The organism is Mesorhizobium sp. M0778, assembly GCF_040320105.1.
In the GTDB taxonomy this organism is placed as follows: Bacteria; Pseudomonadota; Alphaproteobacteria; order Rhizobiales; family Rhizobiaceae; genus Mesorhizobium.
This window is the reverse complement of sequence record NZ_JAMYPA010000009.1, coordinates 13,951-35,828: the sequence shown is the minus strand read 5'-3', so window position 1 is coordinate 35,828 and position 21,878 is coordinate 13,951. Positions and strand designations below refer to the sequence as shown.

Annotated in this window: 26 protein-coding genes; 15 read left to right on the top strand and 11 right to left on the bottom strand. The window is 62.2% G+C overall.

The features are described from left to right. Window positions 1-9: 9 nt before the first annotated feature. Entirely contained in the window at window positions 10-891 is an 882-nt protein-coding gene (locus NKI22_RS14705) for an AraC family transcriptional regulator (RefSeq protein ID WP_023719192.1), read from the bottom strand. Window positions 892-1,020: 129 nt separating this feature from the next. On the opposite strand from NKI22_RS14705, the gene NKI22_RS14700 reads away from it, so the two are divergent. Beyond that, window positions 1,021-2,262 (top strand): MFS transporter, encoded by a 1,242-nt coding sequence (locus tag NKI22_RS14700; RefSeq protein WP_352496090.1) that lies wholly within the window; start codon window positions 1,021-1,023, stop codon window positions 2,260-2,262. A gap of 100 nt (window positions 2,263-2,362) precedes the next feature. Here the strand turns inward: NKI22_RS14700 and NKI22_RS14695 are convergent, their stop codons facing one another. After that, window positions 2,363-3,040, bottom strand: coding sequence for an ArsR/SmtB family transcription factor (locus tag NKI22_RS14695; RefSeq protein ID WP_352850628.1), 678 nt, complete (start codon window positions 3,038-3,040; stop codon window positions 2,363-2,365). Between the two features lie 94 nt (window positions 3,041-3,134). Here NKI22_RS14695 and NKI22_RS14690 point away from each other — a divergent pair, with 94 nt between their 5' ends. The 8 genes from NKI22_RS14690 (at window position 3,135) to NKI22_RS14655 (ending at window position 9,278) form a co-directional block, all read left to right on the top strand. Beyond that, window positions 3,135-3,629, top strand: a complete 495-nt coding sequence (locus NKI22_RS14690; RefSeq protein ID WP_023719195.1) for a DUF2938 domain-containing protein — start codon at window positions 3,135-3,137, stop codon at window positions 3,627-3,629. 254 nt (window positions 3,630-3,883) lie between these two features. Continuing rightward, the gene (locus NKI22_RS14685; RefSeq protein ID WP_023719196.1) at window positions 3,884-4,528 is read left to right on the top strand and encodes a 50S ribosomal protein L25/general stress protein Ctc; all 645 of its coding nucleotides are present in this window, start codon (window positions 3,884-3,886) and stop codon (window positions 4,526-4,528) included. A 23-nt stretch (window positions 4,529-4,551) separates the two neighbouring features. Then, window positions 4,552-5,277 carry an aminoacyl-tRNA hydrolase gene (gene pth / locus NKI22_RS14680; protein ID WP_023719197.1) on the top strand — a complete coding sequence of 242 codons (726 nt, stop codon included), beginning with the start codon at window positions 4,552-4,554 and terminating at the stop codon, window positions 5,275-5,277. Between the two features lie 3 nt (window positions 5,278-5,280). Next, on the top strand, window positions 5,281-5,844 hold the full coding sequence (locus NKI22_RS14675) for a hypothetical protein (protein WP_023719198.1): 564 nt from the start codon (window positions 5,281-5,283) through the stop codon (window positions 5,842-5,844). A gap of 77 nt (window positions 5,845-5,921) precedes the next feature. After that, a complete protein-coding gene (ychF, locus tag NKI22_RS14670; protein WP_352958537.1) occupies window positions 5,922-7,025 on the top strand; it encodes a redox-regulated ATPase YchF in 1,104 nt (367 codons plus the stop codon). 214 nt (window positions 7,026-7,239) lie between these two features. Next, window positions 7,240-8,214 carry a magnesium/cobalt transporter CorA gene (gene corA / locus NKI22_RS14665; protein ID WP_023719200.1) on the top strand — a complete coding sequence of 325 codons (975 nt, stop codon included), beginning with the start codon at window positions 7,240-7,242 and terminating at the stop codon, window positions 8,212-8,214. 135 nt (window positions 8,215-8,349) lie between these two features. Further along, on the top strand, window positions 8,350-8,811 hold the full coding sequence (locus NKI22_RS14660) for a MaoC family dehydratase (protein WP_023719201.1): 462 nt from the start codon (window positions 8,350-8,352) through the stop codon (window positions 8,809-8,811). Continuing rightward, the gene (locus tag NKI22_RS14655) at window positions 8,808-9,278 is read left to right on the top strand and encodes a MaoC family dehydratase (RefSeq protein ID WP_023719202.1); all 471 of its coding nucleotides are present in this window, start codon (window positions 8,808-8,810) and stop codon (window positions 9,276-9,278) included. Before NKI22_RS14660 ends, NKI22_RS14655 begins: the two co-directional genes overlap by 4 nt. 43 nt (window positions 9,279-9,321) lie before the next feature. Here NKI22_RS14655 and NKI22_RS14650 read toward each other — a convergent pair whose 3' ends face one another. The 4 genes from NKI22_RS14650 to petA all read right to left on the bottom strand — a co-directional run bounded on the left by NKI22_RS14650 (window position 9,322) and on the right by petA (window position 12,922). Then, the gene (locus tag NKI22_RS14650) at window positions 9,322-9,867 is read right to left on the bottom strand and encodes an adenine phosphoribosyltransferase (protein WP_023719203.1); all 546 of its coding nucleotides are present in this window, start codon (window positions 9,865-9,867) and stop codon (window positions 9,322-9,324) included. A gap of 214 nt (window positions 9,868-10,081) precedes the next feature. Further along, a complete protein-coding gene (locus NKI22_RS14645; protein WP_023719204.1) occupies window positions 10,082-10,954 on the bottom strand; it encodes a cytochrome c1 in 873 nt (290 codons plus the stop codon). A gap of 89 nt (window positions 10,955-11,043) precedes the next feature. Further along, entirely contained in the window at window positions 11,044-12,345 is a 1,302-nt protein-coding gene (locus tag NKI22_RS14640) for a cytochrome b (protein WP_352516104.1), read from the bottom strand. Window positions 12,346-12,361: 16 nt separating this feature from the next. Next, the gene (petA, locus tag NKI22_RS14635) at window positions 12,362-12,922 is read right to left on the bottom strand and encodes a ubiquinol-cytochrome c reductase iron-sulfur subunit (protein ID WP_023719206.1); all 561 of its coding nucleotides are present in this window, start codon (window positions 12,920-12,922) and stop codon (window positions 12,362-12,364) included. A 280-nt stretch (window positions 12,923-13,202) separates the two neighbouring features. Between petA and NKI22_RS14630 the strand changes: the two genes are divergently transcribed. Continuing rightward, entirely contained in the window at window positions 13,203-13,547 is a 345-nt protein-coding gene (locus NKI22_RS14630; RefSeq protein ID WP_023719207.1) for a cupin domain-containing protein, read from the top strand. 27 nt (window positions 13,548-13,574) lie between these two features. Here the strand turns inward: NKI22_RS14630 and NKI22_RS14625 are convergent, their stop codons facing one another. From NKI22_RS14625 to NKI22_RS14610, 4 genes are read right to left on the bottom strand one after another with little or no spacing between them, the layout of a single operon-like run. After that, window positions 13,575-13,889: a DUF6665 family protein gene (locus NKI22_RS14625; RefSeq protein WP_023719208.1), complete on the bottom strand. Its 315-nt coding sequence runs from the start codon at window positions 13,887-13,889 to the stop codon at window positions 13,575-13,577. A gap of 23 nt (window positions 13,890-13,912) precedes the next feature. Next, a complete protein-coding gene (locus NKI22_RS14620) occupies window positions 13,913-15,796 on the bottom strand; it encodes an ABC transporter ATP-binding protein (protein WP_352546823.1) in 1,884 nt (627 codons plus the stop codon). Continuing rightward, window positions 15,793-17,682 (bottom strand): ABC transporter ATP-binding protein, encoded by a 1,890-nt coding sequence (locus tag NKI22_RS14615; RefSeq protein ID WP_352815412.1) that lies wholly within the window; start codon window positions 17,680-17,682, stop codon window positions 15,793-15,795. The genes NKI22_RS14620 and NKI22_RS14615 overlap by 4 nt, the downstream gene beginning before the upstream one ends. A gap of 26 nt (window positions 17,683-17,708) precedes the next feature. Beyond that, a complete protein-coding gene (locus NKI22_RS14610) occupies window positions 17,709-18,251 on the bottom strand; it encodes a hypothetical protein (protein WP_352958534.1) in 543 nt (180 codons plus the stop codon). 283 nt (window positions 18,252-18,534) lie between these two features. Between NKI22_RS14610 and NKI22_RS14605 the strand changes: the two genes are divergently transcribed. Both NKI22_RS14605 and soxR read left to right on the top strand, forming a co-directional pair. After that, complete coding sequence (locus NKI22_RS14605; protein WP_023719212.1) at window positions 18,535-18,993, top strand: tRNA (cytidine(34)-2'-O)-methyltransferase; 459 nt, start codon at window positions 18,535-18,537, stop codon at window positions 18,991-18,993. 170 nt (window positions 18,994-19,163) lie between these two features. Next, entirely contained in the window at window positions 19,164-19,610 is a 447-nt protein-coding gene (gene soxR, locus NKI22_RS14600; protein ID WP_023719213.1) for a redox-sensitive transcriptional activator SoxR, read from the top strand. Here soxR and NKI22_RS14595 read toward each other — a convergent pair. After that, a complete protein-coding gene (locus NKI22_RS14595) occupies window positions 19,607-19,864 on the bottom strand; it encodes a hypothetical protein (protein WP_352787754.1) in 258 nt (85 codons plus the stop codon). The two genes, soxR and NKI22_RS14595, sit on opposite strands and share 4 nt — an antisense overlap. A gap of 105 nt (window positions 19,865-19,969) precedes the next feature. Between NKI22_RS14595 and hemF the strand changes: the two genes are divergently transcribed. The 3 genes from hemF to NKI22_RS14580 all read left to right on the top strand — a co-directional run bounded on the left by hemF (window position 19,970) and on the right by NKI22_RS14580 (window position 21,875). Further along, a complete protein-coding gene (gene hemF / locus NKI22_RS14590; RefSeq protein WP_352815408.1) occupies window positions 19,970-20,884 on the top strand; it encodes an oxygen-dependent coproporphyrinogen oxidase in 915 nt (304 codons plus the stop codon). A 258-nt stretch (window positions 20,885-21,142) separates the two neighbouring features. Next, window positions 21,143-21,403, top strand: coding sequence for a DUF1344 domain-containing protein (locus NKI22_RS14585; RefSeq protein WP_023679489.1), 261 nt, complete (start codon window positions 21,143-21,145; stop codon window positions 21,401-21,403). A gap of 286 nt (window positions 21,404-21,689) precedes the next feature. Next, window positions 21,690-21,875: a DUF1059 domain-containing protein gene (locus NKI22_RS14580; RefSeq protein WP_023679490.1), complete on the top strand. Its 186-nt coding sequence runs from the start codon at window positions 21,690-21,692 to the stop codon at window positions 21,873-21,875. The last annotated feature ends 3 nt before the right edge of the window (window positions 21,876-21,878 follow it).

The window sequence follows — 21,878 nt, the reverse complement described above, 5'->3', positions numbered from 1 at the left end:
CGACGCGCTTTAGGGCTGCGACTCAGGCCGAGCCGGACCGCTTATTCGCCGCACACCTTCACCAGCATCACGGGCGCCGCGCATGTAACCGCGTGGCGAGGCTCCCAGCATGCGCTTGAACATGGTGATGAACGCCGGCACGCTGTCATAGCCGAGATCGAGCGCCACCCTTGTGATCGGCTCGCCGTCGGCCAGCCGTGGCAGCGCCGCGAACAGACAGGCCTGCTGGCGCCAAGTCGACAGCGACAATCCGGTCTGGCGATGAAAGGCGCGGGTGAAAGAGCGGCGGCTCATGCCGACGATAGCGGCCCATTCATCGATCGTCGCGTGCGGTGACGGTGCCGAGACGAAGCGCCGGCACAGCGCTGCCAGCCTTGCGTCGGACGGGAACGGCAGTCCGAGTGGCCGTTGCGGCAGGTTCGGGATTTCGTGCAGCAGGAGCTTCATGATCAGCCCGCCCCGCCCCTCCAGCTCGGCGCCCTGCGGCAGCTTTTCCGATTCCACGATCAGGCTGTGCATCAGGTCGGTGATGCCGACGACGCGCAACCCGTCCGGCAGGCCGGGAATGGCCTCCGGCATCACATAGACGGAGCGCATGCTGACGTCGCCCAGCATCTCAACCGAGTGTTCGGTGCCGGCTGGGATCCACATCGCGTGGTCGGGGGGCACCATCCAGCGCCCATGCCGCGTCGTCACCAGCACGACACCGACCAGCGCGTGCAGCAACTGGCTGCGGCTGTGATGGTGCCGCGGCACGTGATAGCCGTCCGGATATTCGGTCGGCAGCGCCACCGCCGGCCCGACGGCCTGCTCCAGCCATTGCCAGCGACGCTCATGCAACAGCCCAAGATCGGTATCGCCCGCTCTGAACATTTCCCTGCCATGCGGCATCAGCTATGGCCCACTTGCGAAACTATTGGACCAAACCACGAAAGAAGTCGCATGACAAGCAACGTATAAGGCAGCCGGCCCATAAGACCGCCTGCGGGAGCGCCCGCCAAAAAGACCACGGAGCCTGCCTTGACCGATACCACAGCAACCGCCGACGCCAAGCCGGCAGCGGCCAGCCACATTTCAGCTCAGGCGACGGCCTTCACCGTCATCCTGGCGGTGAGCTTCTGCCATTGCATCAACGACATCATGCAGTCGCTGCTGTCGGCGATCTATCCGCTGCTGAAGGACAATTACGGTCTCGATTTCTGGCAGATCGGCCTTTTGACTTTCACCTTCCAGGTGACGGCATCCTTGCTGCAGCCGGTGATCGGCATGATTACCGACAAGCGGCCGATGCCGTATTCGCTGCCCTACGGCATGGCCTCTTCGTTGATCGGCCTGGTCGTGCTGGCCTATGCTGGACATTACTCGCTGCTCCTCATCGGCGCCTCGCTGATTGGCATTGGCTCGGCGATCTTCCACCCGGAATCCTCGCGCATCGCGCGCTTCGCCTCTGGTGGCAGGTTCGGCCTGGCACAGTCGCTGTTCCAGGTCGGCGGCAATTTCGGCCAGGCCATGGGGCCGCTGCTGGCAGCCTTCATCGTCGTGCCCTTCGGCCAGACCAGCATCGCCTGGTTCGCCGGCGGCTCGCTGATCGGCATCATCGTGCTGTGGCAGGTCGGCGGCTGGTACAGCCGCCTGCGTGCCGCGCAGAGCACCCGCAAGGCGGCAGGCTTCGTCTCGCCCTTCCCGCGCCGCAAGGTGATGGGAGCGCTGCTGGTGCTGACGCTGCTGGTACTGACCAAGAACGCCTATATTTCCAGCCTTGCCAGCTATTATACCTTCTATTCCATCCATAAATTCGGCGTTTCAGTCCAGATGTCGCAAGTCATGCTGTTCCTGTTCCTCGGCGCCTCGGCCCTGGGCATCCTGCTCGGCGGCCCGTTCGGCGACCGCTACGGGCAGAAGGCGATGATCTGGTTCTCGATCGTCGGCGTGCTGCCCTTCACCCTGGCCCTGCCCTATGCCAATTTCGAGTGGACGATGGTTCTCACCGTGCTGATTGGCCTGATCCTGTCCTCGGCCTTCTCGAACGTCGTCGTCTTCGCGCAGGAACTCGTGCCCGGCCGGGTCGGCATGATCGCCGGCATCTTTTTCGGCTTCGCCTTCGGCATGGGCGGCATCGCGGCCGCCGTGCTTGGCGTCGTCGCCGACATGAAAGGCATCGATTTCGTCTTCCAGGTCTGCTCGTATTTGCCGCTACTCGGGCTGCTGACGGTTTTTCTGCCTAACATGAAGGAAGCGAGGAAGGTGACCACGGTCGGGTGAAGCCCGGGTTCGGTTTCTAAGCGAATCCCCTCTTCCGACGCGCCCGTCCAGCCGCCTGCGGTTATTTGGGCCAGGCCCGGCGACGCCGATTTGGCGGCCGTCAGCCGCTTTCGTAGTTCGTTCCCTCTACACCCAGGCCTGCAGCTGCCCACTCGGGCAAGCCGCCTTCGAAACGGCGCGAGGCCCAGCCTCGTGCCCTCAGGATTGCCAAAGCGTCGGCCGACAGAACGCACTGGACCCCACGACAATAGGCGACAACGACCTTCTCTCGTGGAAGCTCCGCAAGCCGCTGCTCCAGCTCATCAGCGGGAATGTTGATCGCACCCGGCAAATGCCCCGTCGCGAATTCGTTCTGCGGCCTGACATCGAGCAGCACGACTTCGTCGTTTCGCATGCGGCGCACGAGTTCCTCGCGCGAGATGTTTTCCAGCCTGTCCGGCTGGCTAATGCTGTCGTTGATAAACTCACGGATCTGCTCGCGTCTATGGTTTGCAAGGCTTCGCAGCGCCGCGAACACGTTTTCGATTGGGACATCTGCAAGCCGGTACAGAACGCGTTTTCCGTCTCGCCGGGTCTGCACCAGGCCCGCTCGCTTGAGATGTTGAAGATGCTGCGACGTATTCGCCAATGCGATCCCCGAAAGCTGCGTCAGCTGCTCGACGGCCAGTTCGCCATCGGCAATGTGACGCAACAGAACCAGCCGGTGGGCATGCCCCAAGGTGCGGGCGAGATCCGCTACTTCGTCGAAGATCGGGTGGTGAACGTCCGTCCTTTTCATATGACTTGGCTAGCATTAATCAATCAATCAATCAATATGTTGAATGATTGATTCTAATTGGTTAATGTCTGACGGGTGAAACAGGAGAGCAAAAATGTTGGAGTTCGTTGTCCGTGCGGCCGTCATTGGTATCGGCGCGACAGCCCTGATGGACCTTTGGGGATGGTTTCTGAAGCGAATGCTCGCGATTCCATCGCTTGATTACGCCTGGGTCGGCCGCTGGATCGGACACTTTCCGCGTGGCCGTTTCGCGCACGCGAATATCGCGCAAGCTGCTCGCGTTCGCGGCGAAACCGCCATTGGATGGAGCGCACATTACGCGACCGGCATCGTATTTGCCGCGGCGCTGATTGGAGTGTGGAGCCTCGACTGGGCACGGCACCCGACAGTGCTTCCGGCCCTGTTGGTCGGCGTCTGCACCATCGTCGCCCCGTTCTTCGTGATGCAACCGGCTTTTGGGATCGGCATCGCGGCTTCGAAAGTTCCCAATCCGCGCACTGCGCGCCTGCGCAGCCTTATGACCCATCTGTCCTTTGGCGTCGGACTGTACATTGCAGCATTGCTTTCGGCACTGCCGTTTCCGGCCTGACATTGATGGGACACGGTCCGTCCCTGGGCACCTTCCGCCCCGCTTGCACCTCGCGCCGCCTTCCGCTATAGAGCCGCCACCCGCGTAGACACCCTTGGAGGCAACGCGGCGGAAGGCCGCCTTCCCGCATGATCCCGAAAAGTGGATTCCGGTTTTCGGACCAGGTCATGCGTTAGCTATGTCGGCTTTCGACGTTTACGGCCCCGGCACGTTGCCGGCCGCGAACGCTCCAGAACAACGCGAAAGGAAATGCCATGAGCCACGATACTTACGAGCTCAAGGCCGAAGCGCGCGAACAGGTCGGTAAGGGGTCCGCCCGTGCAGTTCGCCGCAACGGTAAAGTGCCTGCAGTGATTTACGGCGACAAGCAGCCTCCCCTGGCGATTGCGCTGACCTATAAGGACATCTACTACAAGATCCATGGCGGCGGGTTTCTGACCACGGTCGCCACGATCGATGTCGACGGGAACAAGATCCAGGTTCTGCCCAAGGACTTCCAGCTCGACCCGGTCAAGGATTTCCCGGTCCATGTCGATTTCCTGCGCATCGGCAAGGACACCGAAGTCAATGTCGACGTGCCCGTGCACTTCATCAATGAAGACAAGTCGCCCGGCATCAAGCGCGGCGGCGTGCTCAACATCGTGCGCCACGAGGTCGAATTCCACTGCCCGGCCAATGCGATCCCGGATTTCATCACCATCGATCTCACCGGCACCGATATTGGCGATTCGATCCATATTTCGGCCGTCACCTTGCCGGCCGGCGTCAAGCCGGTGATCTCCGACCGTGACTTCACCATCGCGACCATTGCCGGCTCCTCGGCGATGAAGCCGGAGGCCGTAGAAGAGACGACTGAAGCGGCTGCGCCCGAAGCGGCTCCTGCCGCCGAAGAGAAGTAACCCCTTCCCGCCCGGAGGCGACGATGCTTGTCTTTGCAGGCCTCGGCAATCCGGGCGCGAAATACGCCAACAACCGGCACAATGTCGGCTTCATGGCGGCGGACGCGATCGCCCGCCGCCATTCCTTTTCGCCCTGGTCGAAGAAATTCCAGGGGCTGATCGCCGAAGGCACGCTTGCCGGCGACAAGGTGATCCTGATCAAGCCGCAGACCTTCATGAACCTGTCCGGCCAATCGGTCGGCGAAGCCTTGCGCTTCTATAAGCTCGGCCCTTCGGCGCTGACTGTCTTTTATGACGAGATCGACCTTGCCGCCGGCAAGGTGCGGGTCAAGGTCGGTGGCGGCTCCGGCGGCCACAACGGTATCCGCTCGCTCGACCAGCACGTCGGCAAGGATTTTCGCCGTGTGCGCATCGGCGTCGGCCACCCCGGCGTCAAGGAAATGGTGCATGGCCATGTGCTCGGCGATTTCGCCAAGGCCGACCGCGAATGGCTGGACGTGCTGCTCGACGCAATCGCCGATGGTGCCGGATTGCTTGCCAAGGGCGACGACAATTCGTTCATGAATCGCGTGACGCTGGCGCTGCGCGACAAGCTCACGCCGACGGACGACGACGACCGCCCGCCACCCAAGGCGCCAAAGGCACAAAGCCACGTCCGTCAGGCACGGCCGCAGCAACCGGCGGCCAAGCTGCCCAAAACCGGCCCGATGGCGGCGATGCTGAAGAAGCTTTTTGGCGGCAAGGACTGAGCCATGAATATGGATGACGTCCAGCAATTGGTTCGCCGCGTAAGGCAGAAGTATGTTGATTATTTCGTCGCCGCTGCCGGCGAACTTGCTCGCAACGGCCAAGGATCGCATGCGACCGAGGTCAAGTTTTCGAACGTCGATTCCTTCTATCGAAATCTCATCGCGGTTGATTTCGTCGGCAATGACGGACAGCCAAATCCGCAGTTCATCAATAGCGATACCTATGTGAAATTCTCTCCGGATATTCACGCCGGGATCGGTGGAATGGATGTCCTCATCTCACCGTTCAAGTGGGACGAGGTTCATTTCAAATTCCCCGTAAATGAGCTTGACGGCGATCTCTTCGACGAATGGTTTCGCGGCTGGTTCGATATCGATGGCGAGCGTGAAACATCGGAGACCTTAGGAAGCATCATTCACAGTGCGCAATTGCTCGAGGGGCAACTGACGATCGATTTCGGAACCGCGGATGTCGACGCGTTCTGGCATCTTCTGCAAATACTGAGCAGGTCCGGCGTTCACGCGTTGGCGATAGGCACCGATGACATCGCGCAGCGTCTGAATTGAATTGCGCCTTGACGATCGTCGGCGCTTTCGCCCATAGCCCTGATCAAATTTCGATTTCCCGATAGGACCAGACAAAAATGGGTTTCAAATGCGGCATCGTTGGCTTGCCCAATGTCGGCAAGTCGACGCTCTTCAATGCGTTGACCAGGACGGCGGCGGCACAGGCCGCCAATTATCCGTTCTGCACCATCGAGCCGAACACCGGCGAGGTGGCGGTGCCCGACCCGCGCCTGCAGAAGATCGCCGCGATCGCCAAGTCGAAGGAGATCATCCCGACGCGCATCTCCTTCGTCGACATTGCCGGCCTGGTGCGCGGCGCCTCGAAGGGTGAAGGGCTGGGCAACCAGTTCCTCGCCAACATCCGCGAGGTCGACGCCATCGTCCATGTGCTGCGCTGTTTCGAGGATGACGACATCACCCATGTCGAGGGCCGCATCGATCCTGTCGCCGATGCCGAGACCGTCGAAACCGAATTGATGCTTGCCGACCTCGACAGCCTCGAGCGCCGCATCGTGCAGATCCGCAAGCGTGCCGCCGGCAAGGACAAGGAGGCAGCGACCGTACTTCCCATGATGGAAGCGGCGCTTGAACTACTGCAGGCCGGCAAGCCCGCCCGCATCCTGCTCAACGGCATCTCGGCTGAGGATCTGCGCATCCTGCAGGGACTGAACCTTTTGACGTCGCACCCGGTGCTTTACGTGTGCAACGTCGCCGAAGCCGATGCCGCCATCGGCAACGCCCATACCAGGGCGGTCGAGCAGATGGCGGCCGCGCAAGGTGCCCGCACCGTTGTGATTTCGGCGGCGATCGAGGCCGAGGTCGCCCAGCTCTCGGACGAAGAGGAAATGGAATTCCTGGCAACGCTCGGCCTGGACGAACCCGGCTTGAACAAGGTCATCCGCGCCGGCTACGAGCTGCTGCAGCTCATCACCTACTTTACCGTCGGGCCGAAGGAGACACGCGCCTGGACCGTGAACAAGGGCGCCAGGGCGCCGCAGGCGGCAGGCGTTATCCACACCGATTTCGAGCGCGGCTTCATCCGCGCCCAGACCATCGCCTATGACGACTTCGTCAGGCTGGGCGGCGAAGTGGCGGCTAAGGAGGCCGGCAAGGCGCGCGACGAAGGCAAGGAGTATGTCGTCCAGGACGGCGACATCATGCTGTTCAAGTTCAACACCTGACCAGGCGAGGGAGCCCAGCGGCCACCATTGCCGCCGCTCGATGCCAAACTTCAAAGCAGGGGTCGCAGTGCCTCTTGCGCTGCTTGACGGGCCGTCGTGCGGGGTCTAAGGGGCCTTTGCACCGGCCTCGCGCCTCACCTGCCCGTGTCCGTGCGATCTAACTGACGCGCCCCTCCAACGAACGCTCTTTGGCAACAGCAAGGGAGACCCGGCGATGATCAAGGCCTTCGTCGTCGACAATGATCGCCTGCGCCTGGTCGACGATCTCCTGCAGAACAGCGACACTGTGGTCTGGGTCGACCTCTTCAACCCGACAAAGGAAGAAGAGACGACAATTGAGACCTGGCTCGGCATCGCCGTTCCGACCCGCGAAGAGATGGAAGAGATCGAGATCTCGAGCCGTCTCTACGTCGAGGACGGCGCCTACTTCATGACCGCCATTCTGCCTGCGCAGACCGAGGTGGACGATCCGTTGATGTCGCCGGTTACCTTCGTGCTCGCCGGCAGCAGGCTGATCACCGTGCGGTACCACGAACCGAAGGCGTTTAAGACCTTTCCGCAGCGCGCCGAGAAGGTGGCGACCGGTTGCACCAGCGGCGACACCATCCTGATCGGACTACTGGAGGCGATCGTCGACCGCCTCGCCGACATTCTGGAGCGCGCCGGCCGCGACGTCGAGGCGATCTCGCGCGACATCTTCGAGGCACGCTCGACCAAGGTTTCCAAGCGCAACCGCGACTTCCAGGAGCTGTTGAAAGGCATTGGCCGCAAGGAGGATCTCGCCTCCTCGGTCCGCGACAGCCTGATCTCGCTGCAGCGCCTTGCCGGCTTCCTCGCCCATGCCTCCACGCAGACCAGGATGAGCAAGGATACCCGCGCCCGCATCAAGACCTTGTCGCGCGATGTGCTGTCGCTCGCCGACCACGCCACGTTCCTGTCGCAGAAGATCAGCTTCCTGCTCGACGCGACGCTCGGCATGATCTCGATCGAGCAGAACGCCATCATCAAGATCTTCTCCGTCGCCGCTGTCATCTTCCTGCCGCCGACGCTTGTCGCTTCAATCTACGGCATGAATTTCGACATCATCCCCGAGCTCAAATGGCACTTTGGTTATCCCTTCGCCATCGGCATGATGGTGCTTTCGGCAATCCTGCCCTTCTGGTATTTCCGCCGCCGCGGCTGGCTGTAGGGTCATCAATACCTCCGCTGCGGCTTGGGCGCCGCAGGCTGGCGCACTAGAAATTGCTTGACCAAATGCCGCGCTGCCTGCATCCGGGACCCCGACCCGCAGCGATCGTACAATCCTGAACAGGATTTCCAGACCATGACCGCAAAGACCTGGGCTTATGAGGATTTTGTCGAGGGCGCTTCGCTCGACCTCGGCACCAAGCTGGTAAGCGCCGCCGAAATCATAGAATTCGCCGGCGAGTTCGATGCCCAGGCGATGCATCTCGACGAGGCTGCGGGTAAGGCCAGCATCCTCGGCGGGCTGGCGGCTTCGGGTTGGCACACCTGCGCCATGTTCATGCGCATGCTGTGCGATGCCTTCCTGCTCGACTCGACCTCCCAAGGCGCGCCAGGCGTCGACCAGGTCAAATGGAAACGGCCGGTCCTGGCCGGCGACCTGTTGAGCGGCAGCACCACCGTCCTTGCCAAGCGCCTGTCTAGATCGAAGCCCCGGCTTGGCCTGGTGACCATGCGCAGCGAGTTGTTCAACCAGCGCGGCGAAGGTGTTTTCGAGCTCGAAAACGCCGTCATGTTCCTCACCCGCGAGGGCAGTGCGTGAGCCTCGACGAATTCTTCTGCATCGGTATCACCGTCACGCTCGGTTCGCATCGATTCGAACCGGAGGCGATCAAGGCGTTCGCCCGCAAATACGATCCGCAAGTTTTCCACATCGATGAAGAGGCGGCGAGGAACAGCATATTCGGCGGGCTCTGCGCCTCGGGCTGGCACACCGCCGCCACCTGGATGAAATTGAACCTCCAGGCTGGCATAGAGGCAGAGGTCGCCCGCTGGCCCGGCCCCGGGCCGGTGCCGGAATTCGGCCCCTCGCCCGGCTTCAAGAACCTCAAATGGCCCAAACCTGTCTATGCCGGGGAAACCGTGACTTTCACCCGCACGGCGCTGGCCCACCGCCCCATTGCCTCGCGACCGGGCTGGCGGCTGCTGACGCTCCGCTCAGAGGCCTTCGATTCGACGGGCGACAAGGTGATCGAATTCGAAAGTGCCGTGCTGGTGAAGGTGGGGTGAGCGGAATTCTTCCCTTCTGCCACGGGGGAGAAGGAAGAAACGCTCAATGCCCCTCAAACCCGATCAGCGTCCTCACCGGCACGCCGAGCCCCTCTAACCTCTCGCGGCCGCCAAGGTCCGGCAGGTCGATGACGAAGCAGGCGGCGAGAATGTCGGCGCCGATCTGCCGCAATAGCTTGACGGCCGCCTCCGCCGTGCCGCCGGTGGCGATCAAATCGTCGACGAGGATTACCTTCTCGCCCGGAGAAACACCGTCCTTGTGCATCTCCATCTCGTCCAGCCCGTATTCCAGGCTGTAGGCGACGCGCACCGTCTCGTAAGGCAACTTGCCCTTCTTGCGGATCGGCACGAAGCCGGCTGAGAGCTGGTGGGCGATGGCGCCGCCGAGGATGAAGCCGCGCGCCTCGATGCCGGCGATCTTGTCGATCTTCAGGCCGGCATAGGGATGCACCAGTTCGTCGATCGCGCGGCGGAAGGCCCGCGCATTGCCGAGCAGCGTGGTGATGTCGCGAAACAGGATGCCCGGCTTGGGATAATCCGGAATGGTGCGGATCGCGGCAAGCAGCGTCTCTTCGAGCGAGGACTTCATCAAGCGGCTCTCCGGGCCATTCAGATTCGGCTAAAGACGTGAAAGGAATTGGCCAATCGTAACCCGGTGCAGCCAAGTCCGGCTACCGCCATGTGACGCCTGACGGAAAATTGTCCGGCAAAGGGCCTTGTTCAGCGCCGGCTGCGATGAATCGACATGCCTGCAATGAAAAGGGCGCCTTTCGACGCCCTCGCATTCCCTTATATCGCAGGGCTCAGTGCGCCACGCCGGCCCACACCTTGCGCTTGGTCAGGTAGACCAGTGCGCCGAACAGCAGCAGGAAGACCAGTACGCGAAAGCCGGTCTTCTTGCGGTCCTCGAGGTGCGGTTCTGCCGCCCACATCAGGAAGGCCGACACGTCGCGAGAATACTGGTCGACCGTCTGCGGCGCCCCGTCATCATAGGTAACCTGGCCGTCGGAGAGCGGCTTCGGCATCTTCAGCGACACGCCGGACAGGAAGTACGGATTGTAGTGCGTGCCTTCTGGTATGACCATGCCCGCCGGCGGCTGTTGGTCGTAGCCGGTCAGCAGCGAGTGGATGTAGTCGGGGCCGCCCTGGGCATATTGCGTAAAGATGTCGAACACGAAGCGCGGGAAGCCGCGCTCGACGCCGCGCGCCTTGGCCAGCAGCGACATGTCGGGCGGTGCTGCACCGCCATTGGCCGCCGCCGCCGCTTCCTCGTTGGGGAACGGCGGCGGAAAATGGTCGGACGGCTTGCCGGGACGATCGAACATGTCGCCGGCATCGTTCGGGCCGTCATGGATCGTATATTCGGCCGCCAGCGTCTTGATCTGCGCATCCGAATAGCCAAGGCCTTCCAGCGTACGGAACGCCACCAAATTCATCGAATGGCAGGCCGAGCAGACTTCCTTGTAGACCTTGAGCCCGCGCTGCAGCTGGGCCTTGTCGTAGGTGCCGAATGGCCCGGCGAAGCTCCAGTCCATTTCCTTCGGTTCGTCAATCGGGAAATGCGTCGGCGCCGCCTCATTGTGCGCTTCTTCCTGGGCGCTCGCTCCAGTGCCTGTGGCCCCAATGCCCGCGGCCACAAGGCCAAGCAGCGCCAACGAGGCGAGAATCTTCTTCATGCCATATCCCCTTGAGATTCTCTGACGCGCGGTCATCGTCCCGAGCATGATCTTGTCCGAAAACCGGTTTCCACTTTTCGGGATCATGCTCAGCCTTTGGTTTCCGGCGCGGCCGTGGCGCCGGCAGGATGTCCACCGCCACCCTTGTTCTTCTCGAGCACCGCCTCGGTGATCGAATTCGGCAGCCGCCGCGGCGTCTCGATCAGCCCAAGCACCGGCAGCGCTACCAGGAAGAAGGCGAAGTAGAACAGCGTCGCCATCTGCGCCATGAACACATAGCTGCCCTCGGCCGGCTGCGAGCCAAGCCAGCCGAGCAGGATGGCGTCGGCCATGAACAGCCAGAAGAACAGCTTGTACCAGGGCCGGTAGACAGCCGAGCGCACCTTCGAGGTGTCGAGCCACGGCACCAGGAACAGCATTACAATCGCGCCGAACATGCAGAGCACGCCGCCGAGTTTGGAGTTGATGGGCCCGATATTGAAGGTGATGGCGCGCAGGATCGCGTAGAACGGCAGGAAGTACCATTCCGGCACGATGTGGGCCGGCGTCTTCAGCGGGTTGGCCACGGTGTAATTGTCCGGATGGCCGAGATAGTTCGGCAGGTAGAACACGAAATAGGCGAAGACGAACAGGAACACGATCATGCCGAACCCGTCCTTGATGGTCGCGTAAGGCGTGAAGGCGAGCGTGTCGGTCTTCGATTTGACTTCGATGCCGGTCGGATTGTTCTGGCCGACGACGTGAAGCGCCCAGATGTGCAGCACGACGACGCCGGCGATCATGAACGGCAGCAGGTAATGCAGCGCAAAGAAGCGGTTCAACGTCGGATTGTCGACCGCGAAGCCGCCGAGGAGAAGCTGCTGGATCCAGTCGCCAACCAGCGGTATGGCGGTGAAGAAGCCGGTGATGACGGTGGCGCCCCAGAAGCTCATCTGGCCCCAAGGCAGCACATAGCCCATGAACCCGGTCGCCATCATCAGCAGGTAGATGATGCAGCCGAGGATCCACAGCAGCTCGCGCGGCGCCTTGTAGGAGCCGTAGTAGAGGCCACGGAAGATATGGATGTAGACGGCGACGAAGAAGAACGACGCGCCGTTCGAATGCAGGTAGCGCAGCAGCCAGCCCGAATTCACGTCGCGCATGATCTTCTCGACCGAATCGAAGGCGAGAGTGCTGTCGGCCGCGTAGTGCATGGCCAGCACGATACCCGTCAGGATCTGCGCCGCCAGCATGAGCGCGAGGATGCCGCCGAAGGTCCAGGCATAATTCAAATTGCGCGGCACCGGATAGGCGATGAAGCTGTCATAGACCAGCCGCGGCAGGGGCATGCGCGAATCGAACCAGCGTCCGATGCCGGTCTTGGGCGTATAGGTCGAGTGTCCCTCGCTCATCGAAATATCCCTTGCCTCAGCCGATACGGATCTTGGTGTCGGAAATAAACTGGAACACCGGTACCGCCATGTTCTCGGGTGCCGGCCCCTTCCGGATGCGGCCGGCGGTGTCGTATACGGAACCGTGGCACGGGCAGAACCAGCCGCCGAAATCGCCTTCCTGGCCGAGCGGGATGCAGCCGAGATGGGTGCAGACCTGGACCATCACCATCCACGCTTCCTTGCCCGGCGTGGTGCGGTTGGCGTCGGTCGCCGGCGCGTCGGCCGGCAAATTGGCATTGCGGGCAATTGGATCCTTGAGCTCGGCGAGATTGACCGCCTCGCCGTCCTTCATCTCTTGCTCAGTGCGGTTGCGCACGACCACCGGCTTGCCCCGCCACTTCACAACGAGCGACATTCCTGGCGTCAGCGAAGAGACGTCGACCTCAACCGAGGCAAGGGCCAGCGTCGAGGCATCCGGACGCATCTGATCGATGAACGGCCAAGCGACGGCGCCCGCGCCGACCACCGCGGCCATGCCGGTGGCGACGTAGAGAAAATCACGACGGTTGGGATCCTGGGTGTCGGTTGCGCTCACGGGTGCCTGATCCTTTCGCCTCTTCCATGCCGGCGGCCGAGCCTTGTTCCCGCTCAATCGCGCCGGCCCGACAGCGCATGGCGAACAGGCTAGCGAATTCCTCCGGCATTTGGGACTTGGGTTTATGCGTGAAGCCTGTTTTTGTCCAGACGGGTGAAGGCACAAGGGCAGATTGTCGCGGGGACGTAATTTGCCCGATGGAATGATTGGAAAATCGCAGGAAAACCAAACGACTGCGTTCGCCTCGACAGCGGGCGCTGGCGCGGTTTATCCTCGCCCTATGGCGCATGTTATAGACCGCGACAAATGGGCCGAAGCGCCCGACCACTGGCAGGGCGAGTTGCAGTGCGGCGCCTACGGCTCCAACAGCTGCCTGATCTTCAACTACCTGCCTGAGATCGGCGGCGGCCCCAGGCTGCACAGCCATCCCTATTGCGAGATTTTTATCATCCGGACCGGGACCGGCCTGTTCACCGTCGGCGACCGGCAGATCGAGGCCACATCCGGCCAGATCCTGATCGTACCGCCGGACACGCCACACAAATTCACCAATCTCGGGCCAGGCCCGCTGGAAACCACCGACATACACGAGAACGGCAGCTTCATCACCGAGTGGCTGGAATAACGCCTCCCAAACCGATTCCGGTTCGGATCATACGCTGGCGCCGAGCCTGGCCAGCACGGCCTTGGGAATATTGTATTCCCGGATCACCGCGTCGTGCTTGCGCAGGCCGCAGAGTTCGCGCTGGATGAAATAGCCGTGCACCGCTTCGGCTGCGTCCTTGAGCAGCTGGGCTCGATCGTCGCTGTCGCCATTCTCGCGCAGCCTCGTCAGTGTTTCCTCGACGCGCCGGCCGGCGCGGCCGAGCGCTGCCGCCTTTTCGCCGAGGATTTCGTGGCCAAGCAGATCCAACGCGCTCTCCTGCGCGCCGGACCGTCCGAAATTCGATGGCATTCTCACCGCCATGGCTCACTCCGGTTTATGGAAAACTACTCCGCCGGCCGGGTCTCGGCCAACGCGCTCTCTTCGTTGAACAGGAAGCCGCCGGACTGCCGTTTCCACAGCCGTGCATAGAGCCCGTCGAGCGCAACCAGTTCGTCATGCGTGCCTTGTTCGACGATGCGGCCCTCGTCGAGCACCACCAGCCGGTCGAGTGCCGCGATGGTCGACAGCCGGTGCGCGATGGCGATGACTGTCTTGCCTTCCATCAGCCTTGCCAGATTCTCCTGGATTGCCGCCTCGATGTCGGAATCGAGCGCCGAGGTCGCCTCATCGAGCACCAGGATCGGTGCGTCCTTGAGGAAGACGCGGGCGATCGCCACGCGCTGGCGCTGGCCGCCCGAGAGCTTGACGCCGCGCTCGCCGACAAAGGCTTCATAGCCAGTACGATCGCGACTGTCGCGCAGGCCGAGGATGAACTCCTGCGCCTCGGCCTTCTCCGCTGCCGCGATCACCTCGGCGTCGGTTGCTTCCGACATGCCGAGCTTGATGTTGTCGCGCAAGGAACGGTGGAAAAGTGCCGTATCCTGGCTGACGACGCCGATATTAGCGCGCAGCGAATTCTGCGTGACCCTGGAGACGTCCTGCCCGTCAATGGTGATCTTGCCGCTCTCGAGATCGTAGAGGCGCAGGATCAGGTTGACCAGCGTCGTCTTGCCTGCGCCGGACGGCCCGACCAGTCCGACCTTTTCACCCGGCCGCACCACGAGGTCGATGCCGTTGAGCACGCCGGACCCCTTGCCGTAATGGAACTCGACGTTTCTGACGTCGATGCGCCCACCGCCAACGAGAAGCTCTTTCGCGTCGGGCGCATCGGTCAGGCCGAGCGGCTTCGAGATCAGCGCCTTCGAGTTTTCCAGCACGCCGAGGTTCCGCAAAATACTGTTGAGCTGCATCATCAGCCGGCCGAGCAGCATGTTCAGCCGCAGCACCAAGGACAGCGTGAAGGCGACGGCGCCGACGGTGATCGAGCCTTCGACCCAGAGATAGACGGCAAAGCAGGCGATCGCCGTGATCATGATCCCCGACAGCATGGTCAGCGCCATGCGCACGCCGGTCAGCCGGCGGGTGAACGGGCGCAGCGCGTCGAGATAGATGTCGAAGCCGTTCCTGATATAGCGGTCGTCGCCATCGGCCGAGAACAGCTTCAGCGTCTGCACGTTCGAATAGGAATCGACGATGCGGCCGGTGATCATCGAGCCGGCTTCGGCGGTGGCCTCGGCATGCTTGCGGATCGCCGGCAAATAGCGTCTGGCCAGCAGGCCGAAGGCTGAGATCCAGATCACCACCAGCACCGCCAGCCTGAGATCGAGCCCGGCGACCAGCGCCAGCGTCGTCACCGTATAGACGACCATGAACCAGACGACCTCGATGAAGCTTTCCATCAGATCGCCGGTCGCCTGCCCCGCCTGCCAGACCTTGGTCGCGATACGTCCGGCAAAATCGTTCTGGAAGAAGGCGTAGGACTGGCGCGACACATGGCGATGCGCCTGCCAGCGCACCAGATTATAGAAACCCGGCGTGATCGTCTGCTCGTCGACCAGCGCCGACAGGCCGACGACGATGGTGCGGATGACCAGCACCACGGCGATCATGAAGACAAGTTCGGGGCCGGCGGCAGTCCACAAGGCATGCCAGCTACGTTCGCCAGGAAGCTGGTCGAGGATGTCGACCAGCCGCCCGACGAAGTAGAACAGTCCGGCCTCGACCAACGGCGCGATGCCGCCGATCACCAGCATGGCGAAGAAAGCGATCTTCGCCTGCCCGACATAGTGCCAGAGGAAACCCCTGACGCCGGCAGGTGGCCGAAGGTCCGCGGGCTCCCGGAACGGATAGACCCAGTTCTCGAACCAGCGGTAGATGGCAGTCATCATTCGGCGGCTTCACCCTTGGCGAGTGCATCGTTGGCGGCTGCATCGTTGGCAGAGGGGCCGTCGTCGAGCAGGAAGCCGCCCGACTGGCGCTGCCAGAGCTGGGCGTAGAGCCCGCCGCTGGCAACGAGTTCCTCATGCGAACCTTCTTCGATGACGCGGCCCTTGTCCATGACGACGAGCCGGTCCATGGCGGCGATCGTCGACAGCCGGTGCGCGATGGCGATGACGGTCTTGCCTTGCATCAGTTTGTAGAGGTTCTCCTGGATGGCCGCCTCGGCCTCGGAATCGAGCGCGGACGTCGCCTCGTCGAGAATGAGGATCGGCGCGTCCTTCAGCATAACGCGGGCAATGGCAATGCGTTGCCGCTGGCCGCCGGACAATTTGACGCCGCGATCGCCGACATGCGCGTCGAAATTCTTGCGGCCACCGGCGTCCGAAAGCCCTGATATGAAATCAAGCGCTTCGGCGCGGCGTGCCGCCTCGACCAGCATCTCGTCACTGGCGTCCGGCCGGCCATAGAGGATGTTCTCGCGCACCGAACGATGCAGCAGCGAGGTGTCCTGCGTGACCATGCCGATCTGGGCGCGCAGCGAGTCCTGCGTCACCGCCGCGATGTCCTGGCCGTCGATCAGGATCTTGCCGCTTTCAAGGTCGTAGAAGCGCAACAGAAGATTGACCAGCGTCGACTTGCCGGCACCCGAACGGCCGACGATGCCGACCTTCTCGCCCGGCTTCACCGTCAGCGACAGGCTTTCGATCACGCCCTTCTGCTTGCCGTAGTGGAAGCGGATGTCCTCAAAACGGATCTCGCCCTTGGTCACGGCAATATCCTTGGCCCCAGGCCTGTCTTCGACGAGGCGGGGCAGCGAGATCGAGCTGATGCCGTCTTGCACCGTGCCGATATTCTCGAACAGCGTGGACATCTCCCACATGATCCATTGCGACATGCCCCACAGCCGAAGCACGAGGCCGATGACTAGGGCGACGGCGCCGATCGTCACGGCCTGGCCGAGCCACAGCCACAGCGAGATCGCCGTGACCGAAAACAACAGCAGCGAATTCAGGATGTAGAGCAGGCCGTAGAGCTGCGTCACCAGCCGCATCGACCGATAGACGGTATCGAGAAAGCCGGCCATGCCTTCCCGGGCGAAGGACGCTTCGCGCCGCGCATGCGAGAACAGCTTGACCGTCTGGATGTTGGAGTAGCTGTCGACGACACGGCCGGTCATGGTCGAGCGCGCATTGGCCTGCTCCTCACCGACCTTGCCCAGCCGCGGGATAAAATAGCGCAAGAGCAGCACATAGCCGGCAAGCCAGACGGCAAGCGGCGCCCCCAGCCGCCAGTCTGCCGAGCCGACGATGAACAGCATGCCGAGAAAATAGACGACGATATAATTGAGCACGTCGATGAGCTTGATGACGCATTCGCGCACCGCGAGCGCAGTCTGCATCAGCTTGGTCGCGATGCGTCCGGCGAACTCGTCCTGATAGAAGCTCATCGACTGCTTGAGCAGATAGCGATGCACCTGCCAGCGGATACGCATCGGATAGTTGCCCATCAGCGTCTGCTGGTTGAGGAGCGAATGGAACCAGACCGTCGCCGGCAGCGCGAAAACCACGATGAAGGCCATGCCGGCCAGCTTCAAGCCTTCGGTCTGCAGGAACGTCTCGCGATTCTGCGCCGACAGCCAGTCGACGATCCGGCCCATGAAGCCGAACATCCACACCTCAGCCAGCGCGATGGCCGTCACCAGCACCGCATCGAGAGCGATGTAGGGCCACGCGCCGCGCGTATAATGCACGCAGAAGGCGATCAGCGTCCTCGGCGGCTCGACCGGTTCCGCAGCCGGAAACGGATCGAGCCTTTTTTCAAACCAGCTAAACATAGTGATGCTCACAATATTGTTTCCGCTCACGCGGCACGGGAACGGACGACGTGCCCAGACCGCCTGGCGTCAAGGACCGGCGATACGGAATCGTCCGCCTCGCCGGTCCTGCTTCGCGCTATATAGGTTGTCGCGGGCCTTTCGCCGACAGTTTCGTTTGACGATGCTGACGACGTTTTGACGATCCGGATTTTCGCGCCGGTTTTTGCACTAGGCCGGATGAGCCTGATGATCCGGCGCACCAGCGACGGCCGGCTATAGTCCGGAACGGCATGCGAGAAATCGACGTCCGGCAGCATGCCGCGATGCGGACGCTGGCGGGTCTCGGCGTGAACCGCCGACGAGTAGGTCTCGCCGATTAAAAGCGCCCAAGTCGCGGTTTTGCGCTCGTGCAGGCTTCTTGAGCCGGGTATTCTACAGGGATCGAACATCGGTCCGTCCTCCAGTTGAAGATGCAGATAGAAGGGTGAACCAACCCGGACCGTGGGCACGCGCCGCGCGGCAAGGGTGATATCGGTCGAAGCACGTTCAGGTGGGGCGTTCAGCCCCTTCGACAGCTTGAAAAACATCGCCGGATTCCTTCGAAGGCCGAAAAAGGTTTCGGCGGGAATCGGTGCGATTGAAGTCTAGAAGTTCAGGAGAATCGTCGTACCGAAACCGCCGTCGGGCTGGTAAGCCCACGAGAGGGGTGGTGGATGTGCATGGCCATCATGAATTACCCCTTCATCGGTTCGGGTTGACAATGCTGGCCGTATAACCGACTTCGCAGAAAATGACCACCCGCCAGTCCAGGAATTTCCAAAACCGCGAGAGCTCTGTGGCTGATCTGCCACTTATTAGAAAGACGCGGAAATGAACGACCGTCTCCGCATTGCGCTCTACCAGCCGGATATCGCCGGCAATACCGGGACTATCCTGCGCTTCGCCGCTTGCCTCGGCCTTGGGGTCGACATCATCGAACCGACCGGCTTCCCGCTCTCCGACCGGGCGCTGAAACGGGCCGGCATGGACTATCTCGAAATGGCGGCGCTGACCCGGCATGTCGACTGGCACGCCTTCGAGGACTGGCGTAAAGGCGAAGCGCGGCGGCTGGTGCTGCTGTCGACCAAAGCCGCGAGCGCCTATACGGATTTCGTCTTCACCGGCGCCGACGTTCTTCTGTTCGGCCGCGAATCCGCAGGCGTTCCGGATCATGTCCACGAGGCGGCGGATGCGCGACTGACCATCCCGATGCAGGGCACCGCGCGCAGCATCAACGTCGCGCTTTCCGTCGCCATGGTGGCTGGCGAGGCGATGCGGCAGCTTGGATAGGATTTGCAGACCGTCAGCGCGCGCGGCGAGTACGGCCGCTTTCTGGTCGACGACTGCGCCCTCTCTTGTCATTCTAACCCAGGCGCACATCGCCTTCTCCTGCGGTTTGCCTATCCAGAATTTCTTCGTTACAAGCTCAACTTAACTTGAGGTCAAGCGGAAAATCGGAGATGGCTGCGGCAACGGAATTGACAGTCGGCCAGGTGGCGATGCGCAGCGGCGTCGCGGTGTCGGCGCTGCATTTCTACGAAGCGCGCGGGCTGATCCGCAGCCACCGTACCGCCGGTAATCAGCGGCGCTACGGCCGCGACGTGCTGAGGCGTGTGGCGATCATAAAGGTGGCGCAGGAGGTCGGCATTTCGTTGGCCGAGATCGGCACAGCACTTCGATCACTGCCTGAAGGCCGAACGCCGACGCGCGAGGACTGGAATCTGCTGTCGACGGCCTGGCGCGACGAGCTCGACCAGAAGATTGCCCAGCTCAAGAAGCTGCGCGACGGGCTGACCGACTGCATCGGCTGCGGCTGCATGTCGATTGACAAATGCCCGCTGCGGAACAAGGGCGACCGGCTGAGCACCCGGGGGCCGGGAGCGAGACGGCTGTTGATCGAGCGTTAATCCGCCCCCGGCAGCCGCCTGATGGTGAATTCGATGACGTCGCCCGGCCGCTCAAACCAGCTCTCGATCTCGGTCCAATAGGCCTGCTTGGGAAAGCGCTCGAACCATTCCTTCGCCTTGAGACGAGCGTCGGAGCGCGGCAGCACGAAGGTCTCGCGCAGAAATCCGTCGCGCGGCATGCGCGCGTTCTCGGCGCGTGAACGGTCGAGCCTCTTCTTCAGGCCATCCAGCGGCGGTCTTGCCGGGGTGCGCACGAAAGGACTCCATTCACACTTGACCCTTGCACCTAAGAGATTAGGGATCGCGGCCGGAAAAGACGAGTCATTTGTCGGGGTACGCCCCGCAACCGGAGACAGGATTTGCAACGACCCGAGATACCGGCGGGGCTGCCAGCCGACATCGAACAGAAGAAGACGAAGGCACGGCTGTGGTTCGAGACGTTGCGCGAGCGCATCTGCGCCAGCTTCGAGCAGATCGAGCAGGACCTGCAGGGGCCGCAGGCCAGCTGGTCGCCCGGTCGCTTCGAAAAGACGCCGTGGCAACGCGATGCCGGCAAGGGCGGCGGCGGCATCATGTCGATGATGCACGGCCGCGTCTTCGAGAAGGTCGGCGTCCACACCTCGACCGTCCATGGCGAGTTCTCGCCCGAATTCAGGAAGCAGATGCCGGGCGCCGAAGAGGACCCGTCCTTCTGGGCGAGCGGCATTTCGCTGATCGCCCATCCGTGGAACCCCAACGTGCCGGCCGTGCATATGAACACGCGCATGGTCGTCACCTCGCGCCAGTGGTTCGGCGGCGGCGCCGACCTGACACCGGTGCTCGACCGCCGCCGCAGCCAGGACGACCCCGACACGATCGCCTTCCACAGGGCGATGCAATTTGCCTGCGAGAAGAACGCGGCGATCGCCGACTACGCGAAATTCAAGGCCTGGTGCGACGAGTACTTTTACCTGCCGCACCGCGACGAGCCACGCGGCACCGGCGGTATCTTCTACGACTGGCTGCATTCGGGCGAGGACAAAGGCGGCTGGGACGCCGATTTCAACTTCGTCCAGGATGTCGGGCGATCCTTTCTCGTCGTCTACGGGCATCTGGTGCGCGCCAACTTCAACGACAACTGGACCGATGGCGACCGTGACGAGCAGCTCATCCGCCGCGGCCGCTATGTCGAATTCAACTTGCTTCACGATCGCGGCACCATCTTCGGGCTGAAGACCGGCGGCAATGTCGCCTCGATCCTGTCCAGCCTGCCGCCAGAGGTGAAATGGCCGTAAAATCTCGGTGAGCGCGACGTGAGCCGCAATCGGGTCCAAATCCCGAGAATTTGACGGCGAATGTGGCGCAAGGCGCGCCAGAAAATATCTTTTTCGTCTAATATACTATTGAAAATATTGGGCTATTTGTCGCGTCGGGCCGGGAAACGCCGGCGGTTCTTACCCCCCGAGAGCTGCGACCCGACGTGACCGGACGGCCCATGATTAAGTGGGGTACCTCTCCCAAGCAGGTGCCCGCATTTTCCAGGAGAGCATGCCATGCGCAAGCTTATTATGACCGCAGCCGCTGCTGCCGTTCTCGCCTCTGGTACCGCCGCATTCGCCGCGGTCAAGCACACCACCGGCACGATCAAAAGCTTTGATGGAACGGCGATGAGCCTAGTTCTGGATAACGGAGCCACCTTTACGTTGCCCCAGACCTTCAAGGATCCTGGCCTGAAGGTCGGCGAAAAGGTCCGCGTCACGTGGGATATGAGCGGCAAGGACAAAATTGCCGAGGCAGTCAAGATCGTGAAGTGATGGCCTGCCCGCTGGAGCAAGACAACGTCTTGCCTCGGAGGTAGCGTAGAGGGCGGAGCAGCGATGCTCCGCCTTTTCGCAAACCCGTACACTAGAACGCCGCTTGTCGGCTTGGACGCGCGGCGCTCTAAGGCAACCAAAACCGTTCGATCGTGTTATGCTTAGCTGGCCAGCGTATAACCCGAATGCCGGAACCCGGTTTCGAGATCATGCGCGAGATCAAAGGTCTGGAGCTTCCGCGTCAGTGCGCTGCGCGGCGCTCCAAGGAGGAAATGAGGAGAAGCCGATGAAGGAATTCCATTGCGGGTCGCTCGTACCCGGCTGCGAGTGGCACACACGCGCCGAGGAGGAGGCAGAGGTCATGCGTCGTGCCGTCGAGCATCTGCGCGAGACGCATGGCGAGACGGTGATCCGCGAGACGATGATCGAGGCGATCCGCTCGCGCATCGAAAAGGTCCGCGACGCAGCGTGATGG

Bases quoted from the DNA above. Each gene is read 5' to 3' on its own strand.
- NKI22_RS14620 (WP_352546823.1), bottom strand. From the start codon at position 15,796: ATGATGACTGCCATCTACCGCTGGTTCGAGAACTGGGTCTATCCGTTC.
- NKI22_RS14605 (WP_023719212.1), top strand. From the start codon at position 18,535: ATGAACGACCGTCTCCGCATTGCGCTCTACCAGCCGGATATCGCCGGC.
- ychF (WP_352958537.1), top strand. From the start codon at position 5,922: ATGGGTTTCAAATGCGGCATCGTTGGCTTGCCCAATGTCGGCAAGTCG.
- NKI22_RS14675 (WP_023719198.1), top strand. From the start codon at position 5,281: ATGAATATGGATGACGTCCAGCAATTGGTTCGCCGCGTAAGGCAGAAG.
- corA (WP_023719200.1), top strand. From the start codon at position 7,240: ATGATCAAGGCCTTCGTCGTCGACAATGATCGCCTGCGCCTGGTCGAC.
- NKI22_RS14585 (WP_023679489.1), top strand. From the start codon at position 21,143: ATGCGCAAGCTTATTATGACCGCAGCCGCTGCTGCCGTTCTCGCCTCT.
- soxR (WP_023719213.1), top strand. From the start codon at position 19,164: ATGGCTGCGGCAACGGAATTGACAGTCGGCCAGGTGGCGATGCGCAGC.
- NKI22_RS14615 (WP_352815412.1), bottom strand. From the start codon at position 17,682: ATGTTTAGCTGGTTTGAAAAAAGGCTCGATCCGTTTCCGGCTGCGGAA.
- NKI22_RS14610 (WP_352958534.1), bottom strand. From the start codon at position 18,251: ATGTTTTTCAAGCTGTCGAAGGGGCTGAACGCCCCACCTGAACGTGCT.
- NKI22_RS14630 (WP_023719207.1), top strand. From the start codon at position 13,203: ATGGCGCATGTTATAGACCGCGACAAATGGGCCGAAGCGCCCGACCAC.
- NKI22_RS14705 (WP_023719192.1), bottom strand. From the start codon at position 891: ATGCCGCATGGCAGGGAAATGTTCAGAGCGGGCGATACCGATCTTGGG.
- NKI22_RS14625 (WP_023719208.1), bottom strand. From the start codon at position 13,889: ATGGCGGTGAGAATGCCATCGAATTTCGGACGGTCCGGCGCGCAGGAG.
- NKI22_RS14690 (WP_023719195.1), top strand. From the start codon at position 3,135: ATGTTGGAGTTCGTTGTCCGTGCGGCCGTCATTGGTATCGGCGCGACA.
- NKI22_RS14645 (WP_023719204.1), bottom strand. From the start codon at position 10,954: ATGAAGAAGATTCTCGCCTCGTTGGCGCTGCTTGGCCTTGTGGCCGCG.
- NKI22_RS14685 (WP_023719196.1), top strand. From the start codon at position 3,884: ATGAGCCACGATACTTACGAGCTCAAGGCCGAAGCGCGCGAACAGGTC.
- NKI22_RS14580 (WP_023679490.1), top strand. From the start codon at position 21,690: ATGAAGGAATTCCATTGCGGGTCGCTCGTACCCGGCTGCGAGTGGCAC.
- pth (WP_023719197.1), top strand. From the start codon at position 4,552: ATGCTTGTCTTTGCAGGCCTCGGCAATCCGGGCGCGAAATACGCCAAC.
- NKI22_RS14650 (WP_023719203.1), bottom strand. From the start codon at position 9,867: ATGAAGTCCTCGCTCGAAGAGACGCTGCTTGCCGCGATCCGCACCATT.
- NKI22_RS14660 (WP_023719201.1), top strand. From the start codon at position 8,350: ATGACCGCAAAGACCTGGGCTTATGAGGATTTTGTCGAGGGCGCTTCG.
- NKI22_RS14640 (WP_352516104.1), bottom strand. From the start codon at position 12,345: ATGAGCGAGGGACACTCGACCTATACGCCCAAGACCGGCATCGGACGC.
- NKI22_RS14695 (WP_352850628.1), bottom strand. From the start codon at position 3,040: ATGAAAAGGACGGACGTTCACCACCCGATCTTCGACGAAGTAGCGGAT.